This is a genomic window from Arthrobacter sp. JZ12 (genome assembly GCF_035189165.1).
Lineage (GTDB): Bacteria > Actinomycetota > Actinomycetes > Actinomycetales > Micrococcaceae > Arthrobacter_D.
In genome coordinates this window covers 954,191-971,658 of the sequence record NZ_CP045246.1, presented here as the reverse complement: position 1 = coordinate 971,658, position 17,468 = coordinate 954,191, and the positions used below count along the sequence as shown (strand labels likewise).

At 63.8% G+C, this 17,468-nt stretch carries 20 protein-coding genes and 1 pseudogene; 9 read left to right on the top strand and 12 right to left on the bottom strand.

Annotation, left to right across the window (positions count from 1 at the left end):
• Positions 1-33 precede the first annotated feature (33 nt).
• The gene (locus GC088_RS04625) at positions 34-804 is read right to left on the bottom strand and encodes an SDR family oxidoreductase (RefSeq protein WP_323960918.1); all 771 of its coding nucleotides are present in this window, start codon (positions 802-804) and stop codon (positions 34-36) included.
• Positions 804-2,186 (bottom strand): GntP family permease, encoded by a 1,383-nt coding sequence (locus tag GC088_RS04620; protein ID WP_323960916.1) that lies wholly within the window; start codon positions 2,184-2,186, stop codon positions 804-806. The genes GC088_RS04625 and GC088_RS04620 overlap by 1 nt, the downstream gene beginning before the upstream one ends.
• Positions 2,187-2,276: 90 nt before the next feature.
• On the opposite strand from GC088_RS04620, the gene GC088_RS04615 reads away from it, so the two are divergent.
• Positions 2,277-3,038, top strand: a complete 762-nt coding sequence (locus tag GC088_RS04615; protein WP_323960914.1) for a FadR/GntR family transcriptional regulator — start codon at positions 2,277-2,279, stop codon at positions 3,036-3,038.
• Positions 3,039-3,072: 34 nt separating this feature from the next.
• On the opposite strand, the gene GC088_RS04610 is transcribed toward GC088_RS04615, so the two are convergent.
• Entirely contained in the window at positions 3,073-3,417 is a 345-nt protein-coding gene (locus GC088_RS04610; RefSeq protein ID WP_323960912.1) for a hypothetical protein, read from the bottom strand.
• A gap of 71 nt (positions 3,418-3,488) precedes the next feature.
• Here GC088_RS04610 and GC088_RS04605 point away from each other — a divergent pair, with 71 nt between their 5' ends.
• From GC088_RS04605 to GC088_RS04595, 3 genes are all read left to right on the top strand, one after another.
• Positions 3,489-3,920: a DUF6098 family protein gene (locus GC088_RS04605; protein WP_323960910.1), complete on the top strand. Its 432-nt coding sequence runs from the start codon at positions 3,489-3,491 to the stop codon at positions 3,918-3,920.
• 116 nt (positions 3,921-4,036) lie between these two features.
• Positions 4,037-4,429, top strand: coding sequence for a DUF7793 family protein (locus tag GC088_RS04600; protein ID WP_323960908.1), 393 nt, complete (start codon positions 4,037-4,039; stop codon positions 4,427-4,429).
• Between the two features lie 38 nt (positions 4,430-4,467).
• Positions 4,468-5,484 carry an ATP-dependent DNA ligase gene (locus tag GC088_RS04595; protein WP_323960906.1) on the top strand — a complete coding sequence of 339 codons (1,017 nt, stop codon included), beginning with the start codon at positions 4,468-4,470 and terminating at the stop codon, positions 5,482-5,484.
• A 126-nt stretch (positions 5,485-5,610) separates the two neighbouring features.
• Here the strand turns inward: GC088_RS04595 and GC088_RS04590 are convergent, their stop codons facing one another.
• Positions 5,611-6,693 carry a TerC family protein gene (locus GC088_RS04590; protein WP_323960904.1) on the bottom strand — a complete coding sequence of 361 codons (1,083 nt, stop codon included), beginning with the start codon at positions 6,691-6,693 and terminating at the stop codon, positions 5,611-5,613.
• 306 nt (positions 6,694-6,999) lie between these two features.
• Between GC088_RS04590 and GC088_RS04585 the strand changes: the two genes are divergently transcribed.
• The gene (locus GC088_RS04585; protein ID WP_323960902.1) at positions 7,000-7,656 is read left to right on the top strand and encodes an HNH endonuclease family protein; all 657 of its coding nucleotides are present in this window, start codon (positions 7,000-7,002) and stop codon (positions 7,654-7,656) included.
• A gap of 56 nt (positions 7,657-7,712) precedes the next feature.
• Here the strand turns inward: GC088_RS04585 and GC088_RS04580 are convergent, their stop codons facing one another.
• A complete protein-coding gene (locus GC088_RS04580) occupies positions 7,713-9,536 on the bottom strand; it encodes an ABC-F family ATP-binding cassette domain-containing protein (protein WP_323960900.1) in 1,824 nt (607 codons plus the stop codon).
• A gap of 357 nt (positions 9,537-9,893) precedes the next feature.
• Here GC088_RS04580 and GC088_RS04575 point away from each other — a divergent pair, with 357 nt between their 5' ends.
• The gene (locus GC088_RS04575) at positions 9,894-10,124 is read left to right on the top strand and encodes a hypothetical protein (RefSeq protein ID WP_323960898.1); all 231 of its coding nucleotides are present in this window, start codon (positions 9,894-9,896) and stop codon (positions 10,122-10,124) included.
• Between the two features lie 61 nt (positions 10,125-10,185).
• Here the strand turns inward: GC088_RS04575 and GC088_RS04570 are convergent, their stop codons facing one another.
• The 3 genes from GC088_RS04570 to GC088_RS04560 all read right to left on the bottom strand — a co-directional run bounded on the left by GC088_RS04570 (position 10,186) and on the right by GC088_RS04560 (position 12,920).
• A complete protein-coding gene (locus tag GC088_RS04570) occupies positions 10,186-11,160 on the bottom strand; it encodes a 4-(cytidine 5'-diphospho)-2-C-methyl-D-erythritol kinase (protein ID WP_323960896.1) in 975 nt (324 codons plus the stop codon).
• Between the two features lie 89 nt (positions 11,161-11,249).
• Entirely contained in the window at positions 11,250-11,405 is a 156-nt protein-coding gene (locus GC088_RS04565) for a hypothetical protein (RefSeq protein WP_323960894.1), read from the bottom strand.
• An 87-nt stretch (positions 11,406-11,492) separates the two neighbouring features.
• On the bottom strand, positions 11,493-12,920 hold the full coding sequence (locus GC088_RS04560; protein ID WP_323960892.1) for a M20/M25/M40 family metallo-hydrolase: 1,428 nt from the start codon (positions 12,918-12,920) through the stop codon (positions 11,493-11,495).
• 109 nt (positions 12,921-13,029) lie between these two features.
• On the opposite strand from GC088_RS04560, the gene GC088_RS04555 reads away from it, so the two are divergent.
• Positions 13,030-13,770: an MBL fold metallo-hydrolase gene (locus GC088_RS04555; protein ID WP_323960890.1), complete on the top strand. Its 741-nt coding sequence runs from the start codon at positions 13,030-13,032 to the stop codon at positions 13,768-13,770.
• Here the strand turns inward: GC088_RS04555 and GC088_RS04550 are convergent.
• From GC088_RS04550 to GC088_RS04535, 4 genes are all read right to left on the bottom strand, one after another.
• Positions 13,767-14,231 (bottom strand): hypothetical protein, encoded by a 465-nt coding sequence (locus GC088_RS04550; RefSeq protein WP_323960888.1) that lies wholly within the window; start codon positions 14,229-14,231, stop codon positions 13,767-13,769. The two genes, GC088_RS04555 and GC088_RS04550, sit on opposite strands and share 4 nt — an antisense overlap.
• Before the next feature lie 179 nt (positions 14,232-14,410).
• Positions 14,411-14,800 (bottom strand): hypothetical protein, encoded by a 390-nt coding sequence (locus GC088_RS04545; RefSeq protein WP_323960886.1) that lies wholly within the window; start codon positions 14,798-14,800, stop codon positions 14,411-14,413.
• 106 nt (positions 14,801-14,906) lie between these two features.
• Positions 14,907-15,359: a hypothetical protein gene (locus GC088_RS04540; protein ID WP_323960884.1), complete on the bottom strand. Its 453-nt coding sequence runs from the start codon at positions 15,357-15,359 to the stop codon at positions 14,907-14,909.
• A 119-nt stretch (positions 15,360-15,478) separates the two neighbouring features.
• The gene (locus GC088_RS04535; protein ID WP_323960882.1) at positions 15,479-15,826 is read right to left on the bottom strand and encodes an ArsR/SmtB family transcription factor; all 348 of its coding nucleotides are present in this window, start codon (positions 15,824-15,826) and stop codon (positions 15,479-15,481) included.
• 92 nt (positions 15,827-15,918) lie between these two features.
• Between GC088_RS04535 and arsB the strand changes: the two are divergent.
• Together arsB and GC088_RS04525 are read left to right on the top strand one after the other, a co-directional pair.
• Positions 15,919-17,048: pseudogene (gene arsB / locus GC088_RS04530) on the top strand (ACR3 family arsenite efflux transporter).
• Entirely contained in the window at positions 17,045-17,458 is a 414-nt protein-coding gene (locus GC088_RS04525) for an arsenate reductase ArsC (RefSeq protein ID WP_323960880.1), read from the top strand. The pseudogene arsB and the gene GC088_RS04525 overlap by 4 nt, the downstream one beginning before the upstream one ends.
• The last annotated feature ends 10 nt before the right edge of the window (positions 17,459-17,468 follow it).

Sequence of the window (17,468 nt, the reverse complement as noted above, 5' to 3'; positions counted from 1 at the left end):
GACCTCCGACGGGTGGGGCCGCCGAAGGAGTCTCTAGACGACGGACGTCATCCCGCCGTCAACGAAGATGTTCTGGCCGGACACGAAGCTCGACGCGTCCGAGGCCAGATAGATCAGCGTGCCGATGAGTTCCTCGAAGTTCCCCCACCGCTGGGCAGGGGTGCGGTTGATGACCCACGAGTTGAAGGCCTCATCCTCGACGAGCGCGCGGTTCATCTCGGTGGCGAAGTACCCCGGGGAGATCGCGTTGACCTGGATGTTGAACCGGGCGAGGTCCGCCGCCATGCCCTTGGTGAGCATGGCGACGGCGCCCTTGGTGGCCGAGTACGGCGCGATGGTCTGGCGGGCCAGCATCGACTGCACCGAACCGATGTTGACCACCTTGCCCGAGCCGCGCTCCGCCATCGCCTTGGTAATCGGCTGCGAGACGTAGAAGACGCTGGAGAGGTTGGTGGTGACGATGTCGTCCCAGTCCCCCGGATCGAACTCGTTGAACGGCGCGCGCCGCTGGATGCCCGCGTTGTTCACGAGGATGTCCGGCACACCGTGGTCGGCGATGATCGCCTGCACGCCGTCCGCTGCGGCCTGGGCGTCGGTCACATCGAAGGTGGTGGTGGCCGGTGCGGTTCCGGTCAGCTCACCGATGGTGGCCGCGGCTTGCGCCACGGTCTGCTGGTCGCGGCCATGTACGACGACGCGGGCACCGGCCTGCGCCAGTCCGGTCGCCAGGGCGTATCCCAGTCCGCGGGAGGAGCCGGTGACCAGCGCGAGCCGGCCGGTGATGTCGAAGGTGTTCAGGGTCATCAGCCGATCCAGAAGATGACGAGGGTCAGCGCGAAGCCGGCGAGGGATTCGAGTGACTGCTGGACAGTCCAGGTCTTCAGGGTGGTCTTCACGTCCATGCCCATCAGGCGGCCGACCAGCCAGAAGCCGGAGTCGTTGACGTGGCTGGCGAAGACGGAGCCGGCAGCGCTGGCGAGGGTGATGGCTGCGATCTCAAGCGGGCTGAAGCTGCCGGCGACAACTGCCGGTGCCATGAGTCCCGCCGTCGTAACCAGGGCGACGGTTGCCGAGCCCTGCGCGACGCGGAGGATGACGGCGATGACGTAGGCGGCCACGATGATCGGCAGGCCGATGGCTTCCAGGGAGTTGGAGAGGGCGTCGCCGATGCCGGAGGCGCGCAGTACGCCACCGAACATGCCGCCGGCGCCGGTGATGAGGATGACCGAGCAGACCGGACCCAGCGAGGAGTCGAGAACCTTCTCCAGTGCGGTGCCCTGCTCGCCGCGGCGGTGGCCGAGGACTGCGGTGGCAACGAGGACGGAGATGAGCAGTGCTACCGGGGAGGATCCGATCGTGCTGAGGATCTGCACCCAGGTTTGGTTCTCGGCGTCGACAACGCCTGCGCCGTCAAGGAAGTCCAGGCCGGTGTTCATGAAGATCAGTACCAGCGGCAGGAGCAGCATTGCGATGACGGTGGAGGGCTTGGGCGGGTTGGCCGGCTGGTCCTCGTCAATCGATCCGAACAGTGCGGGAACGGGAAGGATGTACTTGGTGGAGACGAACTTCCCCCACAGGTAACCGGTGAGGTACCAGATCGGGAATGCGATGAGGATACCGACCAGCAGCACCAGGCCGAGGTTTGCGCCATACAGTTCGGTGGCTGCAACGGGGCCGGGGTGCGGCGGCACGAACACATGCATGACGGAGAAGGCCGTGGCGGCCGGGATGCCGTAGAGCAGCACGTTGTTTCCGCCCATGCGTCGCGCGACGGCAAAGATGATCGGCAGCATGACCACCAGGCCGGCATCGAAGAAGATGGGGAAGCCCATGATCAGCGAGGCGAGGCCGAGGGCGAACGGTGCGCGCTTCTCCCCGAAGATGTCGACGAGCTTGTCCGCGAGGATGCGGGCGCCGCCACTGTGTTCGACCATCTTGCCGAGCATCGCGCCAAGACCGATCAGAAGGGCGACCGAACCGAGGGTTCCACCGAAGCTTGTAACGAGCGTATTGACGATCTCACCGGCAGGAATTCCGGTGGCGAATGCGGTCAACAGGGAAACTAGGATCAGCGCCAGGAACGCGTGTACCTTGAACCTGATGACCAGCAGGAGGATGAGGGCGACCGCTCCGGCAGCGATGCCCAGCAAGGGCCCCGCTCCGAGCGTTTGGGTGAAGTTTTCCACTGAACTCTCCATTGATATTCGAGCCCGGGCAGGGCGACATGGCTTTTCGGCTTGTAGTGTGGCACACATTTCTCAAGCGGAGCAAGAAAGGTGACACCTTTGGGATCGGACGCTCCTTCCGGCAGCGCGCCTTCGCCTGCGCAGGCGGGTACGACGGCGCCGGCGCCGGTACTGCACAACTCTGTCCTTGAGCGCGTGGGCACCGAGATCGCCCAGGGAATCCTTCCGGCGGGCAGCGTCCTAACGCTGGCTCGGCTTGAGGAGGAGTCGGGGGTTTCGCGGACGGTGATCCGGGAGGTGGTGCGGATTCTTGAGTCGATGGGGATGGTGGAGTCGCGTAGGCGCGTGGGCGTGACCGTGCTTCCGGTCAGCGCCTGGAACGTGCTGGATCCGCAGGTGATTCGGTGGCGGCTTTCGGGGTCCGAACGGGTGGCCCAGCTGAACCGGTTGACTGAGATGCGGCTGGCGCTCGAGCCGACGGCGGCGCGGCTCGCGGCTGCCCGGGCCACGCCGGAGGTGGCGAATGAATTGCTTGAGCTCGCCCGGCAGCTGCGGACGCTCGGTGAAAAGGGCGAGGGCAACCAGCAGCCTTACCTGGACGCGGACATCGCCTTCCACGCGCTGCTGCTCGCGGCCAGCGGCAACGATATGCTCGCGTCACTGCACGGGATCGTGACGGAGGTGCTGGCCGGGCGCACGGACCTCGGCCTCTCCCCTGCTGACCCGGCGCCGGTCTCGTTCGACAACCATGAGGGCGTTGCCCAAGCCATTCTCGATCGGGACCCGGACGCGGCAGAGAACTATGCCCGCGGCGTCGTAATGGAGGTCTGGCAGGAACTCAGCGAGATCTAGGGGCTAATCCCCCTAAGTCTTCGTCTTATTCGACCTACTGCTCTTCCCAACCCGACTGACCAAACTTCGCAACCAGCTCACCTGAACCGGTTTGAGTTGAGTCGCTGGGATCGTCATAGAGGAGCCCTGTTTCTGCCTTGCTGTGCCGGAGAATCTCTTCTGCCTCGGCTTTCGCCTCCGCGATGCTGGAACCCAGAATGCTGGTCCGTACCGGCAGTTCTTCGCTTTGAACCACCTCAGCGTCTGTTTGGGTCAACGGCACCGTATAGCCCCGCTCTTGCTCGCTGACCGGGAAGGCGATACTCCCGTCAGCATCAGTCGGAACGGTGTACTCAAGGAAATATGCCATGACATCAGCATTACAGACCTGGAAGCGCATGGCACCAGAAAAACAGGTGGGAAACTTAACCGCAGGTTCAGCAACCGCCTGTTCGAAGAGGTGAAATCGCTATGACGAACGAGACCGAGACAACCTTCGACAACCTGAAGGCCCTTGAGCGGCTGGTGAACGAACAGGGCCAGGTCTTTTTGCGCTACTCGCGAGGCTATGAAGCGGACGCCGGTTCCGGAAGCAGAGATACTGAAAGCGGCCTGACCCTCCCGGGCCTCTCCGTGAATCCCCTGACTCCGGAGCCTTGGTGGACCCGACCCCTCACTGACTGGCTCGCTCGTCAGATATGCCAGTACAAGCACCTGGACGAGAAAGAGGACCGCCACGCCTGGGTGCTTACTGGCAGGTGCGTAGGCAGAGGACCGGACTGCGAGCCCCTCCTTACCGAGGTGCGGCCGCTGGGTGTATTGAGCAGCAAGCTGCTGGCAGAAGCAGAGCGGGTCTACGAGGAACGGTTCAATGCGCGGCAAGGCCCGGAAGACCAAGAATAAGCGCCTCACGGAATGGAGCGCGGGAAGAATAGGGGACGAGGGTAATCTGGGGCGATGGTCTCTGCTATGTCGTCCCTCACTTCGTTGGCTGGTGTTTGTCCGAGGGGAGTTGTTCGTTGAGTGAGTTCGTGGTTGCGCTGGAGGACGGGGTGCTGAGCTTGCGATGGGCTCGCGGGGTGCGAATCACTCACGCCCTGGCGGTGGAGGCAGCGGCAGCCCTGCGTGCCCTCAGTGATGGGCAGATCCTGCCTCTTCTGGTCCTTATGCGCGGAATCGAGGGGCTCACTCTGAAAACGCGTCTGGGTATGAATGCGTACCGTGGCTTCAGCATTGTGGCGCTGATCGGGGATAGCCCGGTCGACGAGGTCCTGGCAGGGTTTGCCCATAACTCAAGCACTCCAACCCGGTACTTCACCTCCGAAACGGACGCGATGTCCTGGATCCGGAGCCACGCGTCTTTCTCGGGCGACAACGATAAGACAACCGTGCAGCAGCACGGGCATTCGTAGCCAACTCTGAAAGCTCTTCTCGGGGAGATGATTGTGCGATGAAGGGCAAGCCCTCCGATATGGGTCTACCGGTCGCTCTGGCCCTGGCTCGGGCAGTGCCGCGGATCCCTGCGGCTGACGCTCTGCCCGGAGGGTGCGTGTATGAGCCCAAGTGGGACGGCTACCGGGTAGCGATTGTCCGTACCGAACAGGAAACGATTTTCTGGTCCCGGCAGGGCAAGGACCTCACCCGCTATTTCCCCGACCTTGCGGCGACGGCCGAAGAGCACATCCCTCCAGGCTTCATCATCGACGGCGAAGCAGTGATCTGGACCGATGGCAGGCTCGACTTCGAGTCGCTGCAACGGCGGCTTACTTCCTCCAAGCGGAATCTGCCGGCGCTGGTGAGTGAGCGTCCGGCGTCGTTTGTGGCGTTCGACCTGCTGCAGGCCGCCGGCACCGACACCCGCGGCTTGGTGTTGCAGGACCGGCGGGAGCTGCTGGCAGAACTGGCGTCCTGGTGGGAGCCGCCGCTGGACCTCTCCCCCATAACCGCCGACCTGGCCACAGCGACCAGATGGTTCGAAACCATGCCCTCAACTGGGATCGAAGGGCTCGTGGTCAAAGGAGCCGCGCAGGAGTACCAGGGCGGCGAAAGGCAATGGCTGAAGGTCAAGCATCGGGAGACCTTTGACGTGGTGTGCGCGGCGGTGATCGGCCCTATCAACCGGCCCGAGATGGTGGTCGCCGGGCTCCATATCGAGGGTGAGCTGCGCATCGTCGGCCGCTCTTCCCTCCTCAAAGGGCAGCCGTCCAGAACGCTCGCTACGCATCTCAGGCCCGCAGCGCCCGGCCATCCATGGCCGACGGAGGTGAAGTCCGGTGCGATCGACCGATTCAACAGCACCAGCCCGACGACGGCGCTGACCCTGGTTAAGCCCTTGGTAGTGGAAGTCTCCGCGGATACAGCGTTCTCCGGGTCCTCCTTCCGCCATGCCCTGAGGTACCTCCGGGCCCGTCCGGAGTTGGATCCTGCCGACGTCGTTCTGCCGGGGCACCTTCTTCGCGGAACTTGACGGGAAAGCTGCTTCGGATCGCCACACGTGGTGTGATTTCCCCCGAAAGCGCATGCAGTGCATGCAAAGAGTGCACTGCATGCGCTTTCAAACGGGGCTGACCACAGGTGATGCTCCCCGGAGGCGCTACTTGAACGTGACTCCAGACGACGCCGACACGTCGTCGGCCTCGGAACCCTTGTCGCGGGCCTTCGAATCGGCGGTGATTACCGGTTCGCCGTCGACCAGTGCGCGGTCGTCCGCCTTCTTGTCGCCACGGGACTTCAGCAGGCTCGCAATGGTGGCCACCACGATGGTGGCAGCGATGAAGAGCAGCGAGAACCAGATCGGGATCTCGGGCACCCAGAGCAACGGTTCCCCACCGTTGATGAACGGGAGCTCATTGACGTGCAGGGCGTGGAAGAGAAGCTTCACGCCGATGAACCCGAGGATCACGGCCAGTCCCTGAGCGAGGTAGACCAGACGCTCGAGCAGTCCTCCGATGAGGAAGAACAACTGGCGCAGACCCATCAGCGCGAAGGCGTTGGCGGTGAAGACGATGTACGCCTCTTCGGTCAGGCCGTAAATCGCTGGGATTGAGTCGACGGCGAAGATGAGGTCCACGAAGCCGATGGCAACGATGGTGAGCAGCATCGGGGTGACGAAGCGCTTCCCGCTCTTCACCACGGTCAGCTTGTCCTCGTTGTACTCATTGGAGACGGGCAGAATCCGCCGCACGAAGGTCATGAACTTGCCGTTGGCCGGGTTGGAGTCGTGATCGCTGAACGCCTGCCGGTAGGCCAGGACCAGGAGCAGCGCACCGAAGAAGTAGAAGACCCAGGAGAAGTTTTCGATGAGGGCCGCGCCGATGGCAATGAACCCACCGCGCAGGATCAGGGCGATGATGATTCCGATCATCAACACCTTCTGCTGGTACTTCTTCGGCACCGCGAACCCTGCCATAACGATGAGGAAGACGAACAGGTTGTCGATCGACAGCGCCTTCTCCGTGAGGTATCCGGCGAAATACTCACCGCCGAATGTCCAGCCCGAAAACATTCCGATCCCCACGCCGAACAGCAGCGCTAGTCCGATGTAGAAGGCGGACCACCGCGCTGATTCCGCGATGGACGGTTCGTGGGGTTTACGTACGTGTGCGAAGAACTCGTAGACGAAAAACAGAATCGTCACGGCAATGGTGATGAACCAGATCAGGGGTGTGACCTGCATAAGAAAGTGCTCCCAAGGGGTAGGCGTTGGACAATTACGCCAAGGTCTCCTCCGTCCCGATCACCGGAACCGACGGCCCGAGATGCTTGGGCATCCGTAATGACGAGCCGATCGCTGATGGGAGTACTCCCCTTGATGGAAATATCGTAACGCATCAAAGCAGTCGCCCGCTCCGCAGAAAGGATGCAGTCGGTTGTGCGAAGGATTCGCACAGCTTCTGTTCAATTCGGGCGTGAAAGGCGATGCCGGATGCCATGATCGTTCGAGCGCCCGCTGGGGGCGCCCGTCATCATCTGGGGGAACACCTTGAGGTCGAAATTCGCGCTGGTCAGCGCGCTCACTGCCGGACTACTTCTCACCGGTTTCGCCACGCCGGCAAACGCAGCCACCACGTACACGACGGATTTGCGCAGCGCCGTCCGCGCATTGCCCGTCGCGGTTGAGAACAACGCCGGTTATGACCGGAACCGCTACTTTGGCCAGTGGATCGACCAGAACAAGGATTGCCAGAACACCCGCGCCGAGGTCCTCATCTCGGAAAGCAGGGTCACGCCAAAGTACACGACCACCAAGCCCTGCACCGTCGCGTCCGGCAGGTGGGTCACCACGTTCGACAACAGGACACACACTTCGGCCAGCACTGTCCAGATCGATCACATGGTGCCCGTGCACGAAGCCTGGGGATCTGGGGCCAGGAATTGGACGCAGGCCCGCCGGGTCGCGTTCTACAACGATCTTGGGTACGCCGGTTCTTTGAACGCGCAAACCTCCAGCCTCAACGCCTCAAAGCAGGCATCGGGTCCCGAGGCCTGGATGCCTCCGGCGAACCAGTGCTCCTACATCGCCCAGTGGACGATCGTGAAGGCTCGCTGGCGCATGACTGTAGACAAGGCCGAGAAGGCCGCCCTCATCAAGTGGGCTGACAAGTGCGCGGCCGTGAAGATCTCGATCACGCGGGTCTGATCAGTCGTCTTCAGGAGGGGTGCATGCACTGCATGCACCCCTTAGGAAGGTAACCCCTACTCCCCCAGAACCTCCGCGGCCTCGAGCCACTGCTCCTCGAGGGTCTCCTGCTCGGCCTGCAGGTCCTTCAGCTTCGCGTTGAGGTCCGCGATCTTCTCGAAGTCCACCGACGCCTGACTGCCGGCCTCAGTCATCTGCTGGTTGATCTTCTCGATCTGCCCGCCCAGCTTGGTCATCTGCCGCTCGATCCGCGTCAGGTCCTTCCGCGCCTGCCGCGCCTCCTCCGGCGACGGACCCGACGAGCCGGCCGCCGCCGTCGTACCGTTTCCGGAGTCCGCGGCAAGCGGTGTGCCGGCCAGCGCCTGACCGGTTTCCGCCGCCCGGCGTAACTCCAGATACTGATCCACCCCGCCCGGCAGGTCACGGATCTTGCCGTCGCCGAGCAGCGCCATCTGCGAATCGGTGACGCGCTCCAGCAGGTACCGGTCGTGGGACACGACCACCAGCGTGCCCGGCCACCCGTCCAGCACGTCCTCGACGGCGGCTAGGGTGTCGGTGTCGAGGTCGTTGGTGGGCTCATCGAGCATCAGCACGTTTGGCTCCCCCACCAGCAGCCGCAGCAACTGCAGACGACGGCGCTCACCACCGGACAGGTCACCCACCGGTGTCCATTGCCGCTGGTTCGTGAATCCAAGCTGCTCCACCAGCTGGCTCGCCGACACCTCGCGCCCGCCGACCGACAAGACCCGCTTCTCCTGCTCGATCACCTCGGTCACGCGGAGGTGACTGACGTCGTCGAGCTCGCGGACATCCTGCGACAGGATCGCCGTCTGCACCGTCTTGCCCTTCTTCAACCGGCCCGACGTCGGCGCCACCTGCCCGTTCAGCAGCCGAAGCAGCGTGGTCTTCCCAGCGCCGTTGACGCCCACAATCCCGAGACGCTGCCCCGGCGCCAGCCGCAGGGTGATCCCCTTGAACAGGTCCTTCTCCCCGACCTGAAGCGACACGTTCTCCAGGTCCAGCACGTCCTTGCCCAGCCGGGCGGTGGCCAGCTTGCTTAGCGCCAGCGAATCGCGCGGCTCCGGCACATCCGCGATCAGCGCGTTGGCCGCCTCGATGCGGAACTTCGGCTTCGATGTCCGCGCCGGCGCACCGCGACGCAGCCACGCCAGCTCCTTCTTCACCAGCTGCTGGCGCTTGCCCTCGACGACGGCGGCCATCCGGTCACGCTCAGCCCTCGCCAACACGTAGGCGGCGTATCCGCCGTCGAACCCTTCCACGATCCCGTCGTGGACCTCCCAGGTGCGGGTGGAGATTTCGTCGAGGAACCAGCGGTCGTGGGTGACGACCAGCAGACCGCCCTCGGTGGGACGCCACCGGTTCTTGAGGTGCTGCGCGAGCCAGGCGACGCCCTCGACGTCGAGGTGGTTGGTGGGCTCGTCGAGCATGATGACGTCATGGTCCTCGATGAGCAGCTTCGCCAGTGCAACGCGGCGCTTCTGCCCGCCGGAGAGTGAACTCACCCGTGCGTGCCAGTCCACCTCGGAGACCAGGCCGCCCATGACGTCGCGGATCTTCGGGTTGGAGGCCCATTCGTGGTCGGCCTGGTCGCCAACGATCGCGGTACCGACGTCGAGGTCGCCGTCCAGCACGTCGCTCTGGTCCAGGTAACCGACGTTGACGTCGCGGCGCTTGGTGACGCGGCCGTCGTCGGGTGTACTCCGCTGGGCCAGCAGGCGCATCAAAGTGGACTTGCCGTCACCGTTGCGGCCGACCATGCCGATCCGGTCACCCTCCTCAAGCCCGAGGGTGACGCCGTCCAAAACGGTGCGGGTGGCAAAGGTGACGCTGATGTTCTCAGCACCAAGCAAGTGGGCCAACGTGTGCTGCTTTCTGAAAGACGGACTCTTAGCGCTTGACGGGCGGGCGCTGTCCATCCAACTTAAGCCACTCGCGGGTAGACAGAGAAACAGCGATGTGCCCCTGCGGCTGGAAAGTCCGTGCCGCGGGTCTTCCGCTGTGATCTTGCTGCGGTAATGTTGACAGCGCCACGCTCACAACGTTTCTTCAGCAAGCAGGGAACGTTGCCTCCACCTCTTCTACATGAGGTGCACTATTTCATCAGTCTCACGAAGCTGACATTCAAGCTCCCTTTACGCCGAGATTCTCGGCATGCTGAAGACTTTCCTCTCTCGACCGCTCACTATTGCTGAGCGGGCGCTCCGGAAGGAGAACCAATGAGCTACACGAGCAAGATTTCCCCCATCGACCGCTTTCCCGCTGACCTTCGCGCACTCGACGACTGCGCCCTGCATGTGCTGAACAGCAAAGTGCTGCGCGAACTTGATCACGAGTATCGCTTCGGCGAGCCTGAGCCGGAGACCGAGTTCCGAAAGGAAGAACTCGACGAGGAGCTGACCCGGCGGGAGCGCGCCGAGACCCATAAGACGTCGCTGACCGCAGGCTGAATACGCGCCACGACTTCCAGAACTGAACGAAACCGGTCGGGCACAAGCCCGGCCGGTTTCGTTATGCGATGTAGTCGCTGACGATCCTCGCACCGTGAGCGGGCCCGGACACCAGTTCCGTGGAGAGGCCGGCGGTAGAGAGCATCGCCTCAACGGTTGCCGCGTGCTCTTCCGACTCGGCCAGGAACGCGACCGTGGGACCGGATCCGGAAACGATACCGGCGAGCGCTCCGGCGTCCTTGCCGGCGTGCAGGATGTCCTTCAGTTCCGGCGCGAGCTCCAGCGCGGCTGCCTGCAGGTCGTTGTGCAGCAGGTCGGCGAGCGCATGTGCGTCACCTGCCCGCATGGCGGTGAGGATCTGCGGGTCGATCTCGGGGATCTCTGGCGGCTCCTCGCCCGAGGCCACGCGAAGGTCATCTAGGGTGCGGAACACCGCCGGCGTGGACAACCCGAACGACGACGTCACCAGCACCCAGTGCAGCGGCGTCTTGGAAATGGCCGGCGTGAGCTGCTCGCCCACTCCAAGACCGACGGCGGTGCCTCCGATGAGCGCGAACGGCACGTCCGCACCGAGGTCGACGGCGATCTTGGCGAGTTCATCGCGGGAGAAGCCGCTGTTCCAGAGGGCGTCGCACGCCAGTAGCGCTGCGGCAGCGTCGGCGGAGCCGCCGCCCATGCCTCCGGCGATGGGAACGCGTTTGGTGATGTTGAGGTGTACGCCGGTGGAGTTCTCGCTCAGCTCGGCCAGCAGGGCCGCTGCACGTGCGGCGAGGTTGCTGGCATCGAGCGGGATCTCCTCCATGGGGAGGTTGAGACTGCCCTGGCCGTCGACCGTCACGGTGATCGCGTCGTCGTCGGTTACTGTCGCGGTGACTTCCTCGTAGAGGGAGACCGCCAGATAGACGCTCGCGACGTTGTGATAGCCGTCATCACGGGGCGGGCCGACGCGGAAGGAGACGTTGATCTTGCCAGGAGCCTTCACACGGACGGCGCGGGGCCCGGTTGTGCGAATCCCTGCCGTTTTGCCAGACACCATGCTGTCCAACTTAGATCACGCCCGGGCGGAGGAGAAACCGCTCAAAGGAGCGTGACGGCGCTTGCCGATTCACCATTTGGAGGATGAATTCAGGGGGTTGTTTCGCCCGCGGCGACCTTCGCCGGACATGGCTGATTCCGCTGCGCCACCGCTCGGCGGTCCAGGACAATCTTGGCGACCAGCGCCAGAACCAGGACGGGGGCGGTCAGCAGGGCCATGCCAATTAAGAGGTCGATGAGTTCCAAATCGGTGCTCCCTTGAACGTTTGAGCTTGCAATTACTCGACGGACGCCTCATCCGTAGTCCAACCTAGCCGCTACAAAGCAGGCTGCCTAATTTTCGTTCTTCGGCGAGTCGGCTGCCTGCTGCCCGCTTGGCCCCGCCCCCAGCTCCTCCCACAGGTACGCGAGGGTTGCAGCGCCGGCGCAAAGGACGTCCAGCCGCACGCTCTCGTCACTGTCGTGCCACTTGTCCTCCACCAGACCGGTCCCGAAGAAGACCACGGGCACCTCCAGCGCCGAGGCAAGCAGCTGAGCCGGTCCTCCACCGGCGTTGCCCATCCTGCCCGCCGTCTCCGCGCCGAATCCTCGCGCCATCGCACGGGCCAATGCCTCAACCACCGGCGAGTCAGGGGTCCGGTACGCCTCCTGCGACGTTTCGATGGACAGCGACAGGTTGTACCCGTAGCCGCTGCTGATGTTCTCCTTCACCCACCGCTCCAGCTGCTCACCGACTGCCAGGACCTCCTGGCCCTCCACGGTGCGAAAGCTCAGGTCCGCCGAGGCCTTCTGGGGAACGGCAGCCCGGGCAACTCCTTCGGGGTCGCCCGCAGCCAGCGCAATGATTTCGACGGCGGGCCGCTCCCACAGCCGCTCCAGCTCGGTATAGCCTTCCTCACCGACCACAGCCGAGGTCTGCGACCGGGCCAGCCAATTCTGCTCGTCGAACGGCAGTGCCGCGAGCTCAGCCTTGCGTTGGGCCGGTATCTCCTTGACGTTCGCGTAGAAGCCGGGAAGGGCGATCCTGCCCTGCTGGTCATGAAGCGCGGCCAGGAGCCTGCTCAGTTCAAACGCCGGGTTGGGCGCCACGCCCGACACAGCACCGCTGTGGACGTCGGTCTGCGGCCCGAACACCTCCAGCTTCGCTCCCAACATGCCTCGAATGCTGGTGCACACGGCTGGATGGTCGGCCCGCCAGAGCAGGGTGTCAGAGAAAATAACGACGTCGGCGTCCAGCTTGCTGCGATGCAGCTCGATCAGTTTCGCCAGGCCGGGCGAACCCTCTTCCTCTTCGCCTTCGATCAGAAACTTCAGGTTGACGGCAGGAACGTGGCGGCCGGTGGTGTGGAGGTGGGCACGGAGCGCCCATAGGTGGGTGAGAATTTGACCCTTCGCATCTGAGCTTCCGCGACCGTAGAGCCTTCCGTCGCGGAACACCGGGGCGAAAGGCGCTGTCTGACCCCAGTTCTGCTCCTTCACCGCCCGCACGTCGTGATGGCTGTAGACCAGGACGGTGGGTGCGCCCGGAGCCTGGGCCCACTCCGCGAATACCGCCGGCGCCTCGGCATCCGACCATACTTCCGTAGTGGGGAAGCCGTTGGCCCGCAGTTCGGCCGCGAGCCAATGTGCGGAGCGGACCAGATTGTGTGCACGCTCCGGAACACCAGCGACGGAGGGAATACGGACCCACTCCGAGAGACGGTCGAGAATCTCCCCCTCATGGCCGTGCAGGTAGTCCGGGATCCTTTGGTCAGGGTCCATGCGAGGGGTCCTTTCGGTGATCCCAAATACCTGCGGCGTCCGAGGGCGAAGAACTGTAAGCTAGCTGATTATCCAGTCTTTCATGCCGAGTGCAGCAGGAGACCGAAGAATGTTCATTCGCGGTGTGGCCGACCGAATCCACCTTCTCCAGCACGCGTACGTGAACGTCTACCTGATCGAGGACGCCGACGGGATCACCCTGATCGATTCAGGAGTGCCGCCAATGTGGAAGATGCTGCTGGGAGCCCTACGAGAGCTGAACCGGCCATTGTCCGACGTCAAGGGCCTCATCATCACGCATCCCCACTTCGACCACATGGGATTCGCCGCCCGGGCCCAGAAGGAGTTGGGGCTGCCGGTTCTGGTGCACGAAGCCGACTCCTTCATTGCACGGCACCCGTACCGCTACTCGCACGAGAAGACCCGCACCTTTTACCCGATGCGCCACCCCGGTGCCCTCCCGGTGCTTGGGGCATTGTGGGCGACCGGGCTGGGCATCAAGGGTATCGAGCAGTTTCAGCCTCTCCTGCCCGGGCCTGTGAACTTCCTGCCCGGCCGCCCCCACGTCATCCACACCCCTGGCCATACTGATGGGCATTGCGTGTTGCATTTTCCCGATCGCGGTGCGGTTGTCACAGGTGATGCGCTGGTGACGCTCGACCCGTATACCGGGCGAAAGGGGCCGCGCATAGTCGCAGCAGGTTCCACGAACAGGACATCCGATGCCCTGTCCTCTCTTAGTGGGATCGCGGAGACAGCGGCGCAGGCTGTCCTTCCGGGCCATGGGGTTCCATGGCTGGGCGGAGCCGCGGAGGCCGTGCGCCTCGCTCGGACGCGCGGCGCGATCTAGGTTTCCGGGGGCTCTTGCTCTTCCAAGTGGATCCAGAGGCGGCTGGCCGCGCCGGCTTCAGGGCTGTCCACGCGCAACTGGATCTCGTAGCCGCGGTCCTCCACGGTGCCCGAGCAGACGCTGCGAGTACCGATGTCGCCAGCCTGACGCAGACAGTCGCCCTCGATCTCCAAAATCCAACCCGCCGACAGCGCAAGTTCGTGCAGGTCGTCCACCTCGAGTTCAGTTTCTGCCTGCCAAGTCCGAGACATGCTGGGGCAGGGATTGGCGTTCAGGCAGATGAGCTTCTCGCTCTCCACCACCTCCGAGACCATCGGCCAGGTCTCGGGAACCTTGAGCCGGTCAGCGACGGCAACCATGTCAGCCGTGGTGGAGTCATGGATGCTTTTGATCACGAGGAAGGCGCAGACCCACAGCAGGATCAGGCCGATCAGCACCCAGGCCGCCACTCGCTTTCTCAACGCACTCCCCCGAACGCGTTCCGACTTTCCCTCCAGCATACGAGCGGGAATCCCGGCCGTTCAGGGGTGAGAAGAAGATGATGCAGAACCGGTATACGCGCTCGGTGGGCGTCGCCCACGGCATGGCTACGACGAGGCTCGGTGCGGGCCGCGACCGTGGCGAGGATCGCCGTCGTGCCCTAGGAACTGGCCTCCGCGCTGAGGCTCATGCGCACGACACTGTCCGAATCCGCTCCGGGACTATCGAGGTAAAGGCTGAGCCGGTGACCATCGATGGTTGCGGTTGCCGAACAAAGCCTACTGAAGCCCGTGGCGTGGACCGCCCTTGTGCAGCTTCCGTCGAACTTGAGGTTCCAACCGGCTTTGCGCGCCAGTTGCCGCAGATCCTCGGCATGGAGGACCCGGTCTGCCTGCCACGACCGACTGAACGCTGGACAGGATTTGTCGTTGAAGCAGATGTGCTGTTCGCGCTCGATGTGCTGGGAGAGCCGCACCCAGGAGTCGGGGACCTTCAGGTGGTCGGCAATGGAGCCCATCCTGTTGGTGACCGAATCCTGATGGTCCTTCACAACAAGAAAGGCGCCAGTCCAAAAGATCAGCATGCCCAGACACAGTGCCGCCAATTGCCTCACGATCCGAAGCTTACTGATGATTCGGGACGTGGCAAAGGGCGGCTCACTCGTCGGACGCCTCCACGCCGAGGACCAGGATGCTGTCTGCCCCCGGCTGCGGACTGCTGATGGTGAAGGAAAAGTCATAGCCGTCATCCGCGGCGGTGCCGGTGCAGAGGGCAGCGTCGCCGAGGACGTTGTCCGGGCGTGCGCAGGAGCGGTCGACGGTGAGGCTGAGGCCGGCGGAGGAAGCCAACACCTGGAGGGAGTCTTCGCTGAGTTCTTCGGACGTCTGCCATCTGCGGTGCAGGCTGGGGCACGGATTGCTGTTGAGGCAGGGGAGCTTTTCGCTCTCGATGCGCTCAGAGATAAGAGTCCAGTTCCCCGGGATGTCGACGCGGTCCGCTGCGGCGACCATACTCTGAGTTTCCCGGGCGTGCATCTGGTTGAGCGCGAAAAAGGCGACAGCCCATAGAACGAGGGCCGCAAGGACAGCCCAACCCAGTATTTTTTTCACGCACTCCCCCAAGGAACGTTCAAGCCACGCTGAGCATATGCCGGAGCAGGACTTTTTCGAGCGCAGGATAGGCGCAGGTTTGCGCAGTTTCACCCGCTGGGTGTGGCGCGTGGAACTCGTCAGAGCGTACTGATCAGGTCGGCAACCTTGTCCAGCGCACCGGGGGTGAGCGAGTAGTAGGCCCACGTTCCACGCTTCTCACGCTGCAGGAGGCCAGCCTCCACCAGAACCTTCAGGTGATGCGAGACGGTGGGCTGACCAAGATCGAGCGGCTCGGTGAGGTCGCAGACGCACGATCCTCCGGCGTCGCCCGCTTTCACAATTGACAGCAGGCGCAGCCGGTTCGGGTCGGCGAGCGCCTTGAATACCAGTGCCCGCTGCTGCGCGTCCTCGACGCTGAGCGTCGGCCGGCCCGACGGAACACAGCAGGAGTCGTCCAGCATCTCGAGAGTTGGTACAGAGGCCATGAGGTCCATTATGCACTGGATTGACAACCATCGATATAGCTGGTGGTATTCGTATCGATCGATCGTCGTCAATGTTTGCCAACTGGAGTTCCGTGAGCACCCCTACCTCTTCCTCCGTCGCCCGTGCCAGCGAGGTTGCCGCCGACTCACTCGTCGCGGAGCGGCTCTCAACTCTCGACCGTTTCCTGCCGGTGTGGATCATCGCGCCATGGCGCTCGGCCTAGTGCTTGGGTCCGCTGTGCCCGGCCTGAATATCGCACTGGAAGCGGTGAAGATCGGCGAGGTGTCGCTACCCATCGCGATCGGGCTGCTGGTGATGATGTATCCGGTGCTGGCCAAGGTACGCTACGACCAGACCCATCGCGTGGTGGCAGACCGCAAGCTCATGGCCGCCTCACTGGTCATCAACTGGTTGGCCGCGCCTGCGTTCATGTTCGCTCTGGCCTGGATCTTCCTGCCCGATCTTCCGGAATACCGCACCGGTCTGATCATCGTTGGACTTGCCCGCTGCATCGCAATGGTCATGATCTGGAACGACCTGGCCTGCGGTGACCGCGAAGCCGCCGCGGTGCTGGTCTTCCTCAACTCCGTTTTCCAGGTGATCGCCTTCGGTGCCCTGGGCTGGTTCTATCTCCAGCTGCTGCCGTCCTGGCTTGGCCTGCCGACCACCAGCGCCGGCTTCTCCTTCTGGGCCATCACAGCCTCCGTACTGGTCTTCCTCGGCATACCGCTGGTGGCCGGTTTCCTGACCCGCACCCTCGGCGAGAAGGCCCGCGGCAGGCACTGGTATGAAGGCGCGTTTCTGCCCAAACTTGGACCGTGGGCTCTGTACGGACTGCTGTTCACGATCGTGCTGCTCTTTGCCCTGCAGGGCGAAACCATCACCGCCCGTCCGCTCGACGTCGCCCGCATCGCGCTGCCCCTTCTCACCTATTTCCTGGTGGTCTTTGCTGCCGGGATGCTCGTGGGCCGGTGGCTAAACCTCGGCTATGCACGGACGACGACGCTCGCCTTCACCGCCGCCGGCAACAACTTCGAACTGGCCATCGCAGTGGCAATTGGCACCTTCGGTGTGACGTCCGGGCAGGCGCTTGCCGGCGTCGTCGGCCCGCTCATCGAAGTGCCGGTCCTTGTGGCACTGGTCTACGTTGCCCTCTGGGCGCGCCGGCGTTTCTTCACCTCCACCCCTCTGACCGTCCAGCCGCCTAGGAGACTCCCATGACCGAATCCAAGAAGCCCTCCGTCCTGTTCGTCTGTGTGCACAACGCAGGCCGCTCGCAGATGGCGGCAGCGTTCCTCACCACGCTTTCGAACGGAGCCATCGAGGTCCGCTCGGCCGGATCCCAACCCGCGGAGAAGGTGAACCCTGCCGCCGTCGAGGCCATGGCCGAGGTCGGAATCGACATGAGCAACGAGATCCCCAAGGTGCTTACCACCGAGGCGGTGCAGGAGTCCGACGTCGTCATCACCATGGGTTGCGGCGACGAGTGCCCGTACTTCCCCGGCAAGCGCTACGAGGACTGGGTACTCGAGGACCCGGCGGGCAAGGGCGTGGAGTCCGTGCGTCCGATCCGCGACGAGATCCGGTCCCGCATCGAGAGGCTCATCGAGTCCCTCACGCCTGCCGCGTAGGTAGTGCGGC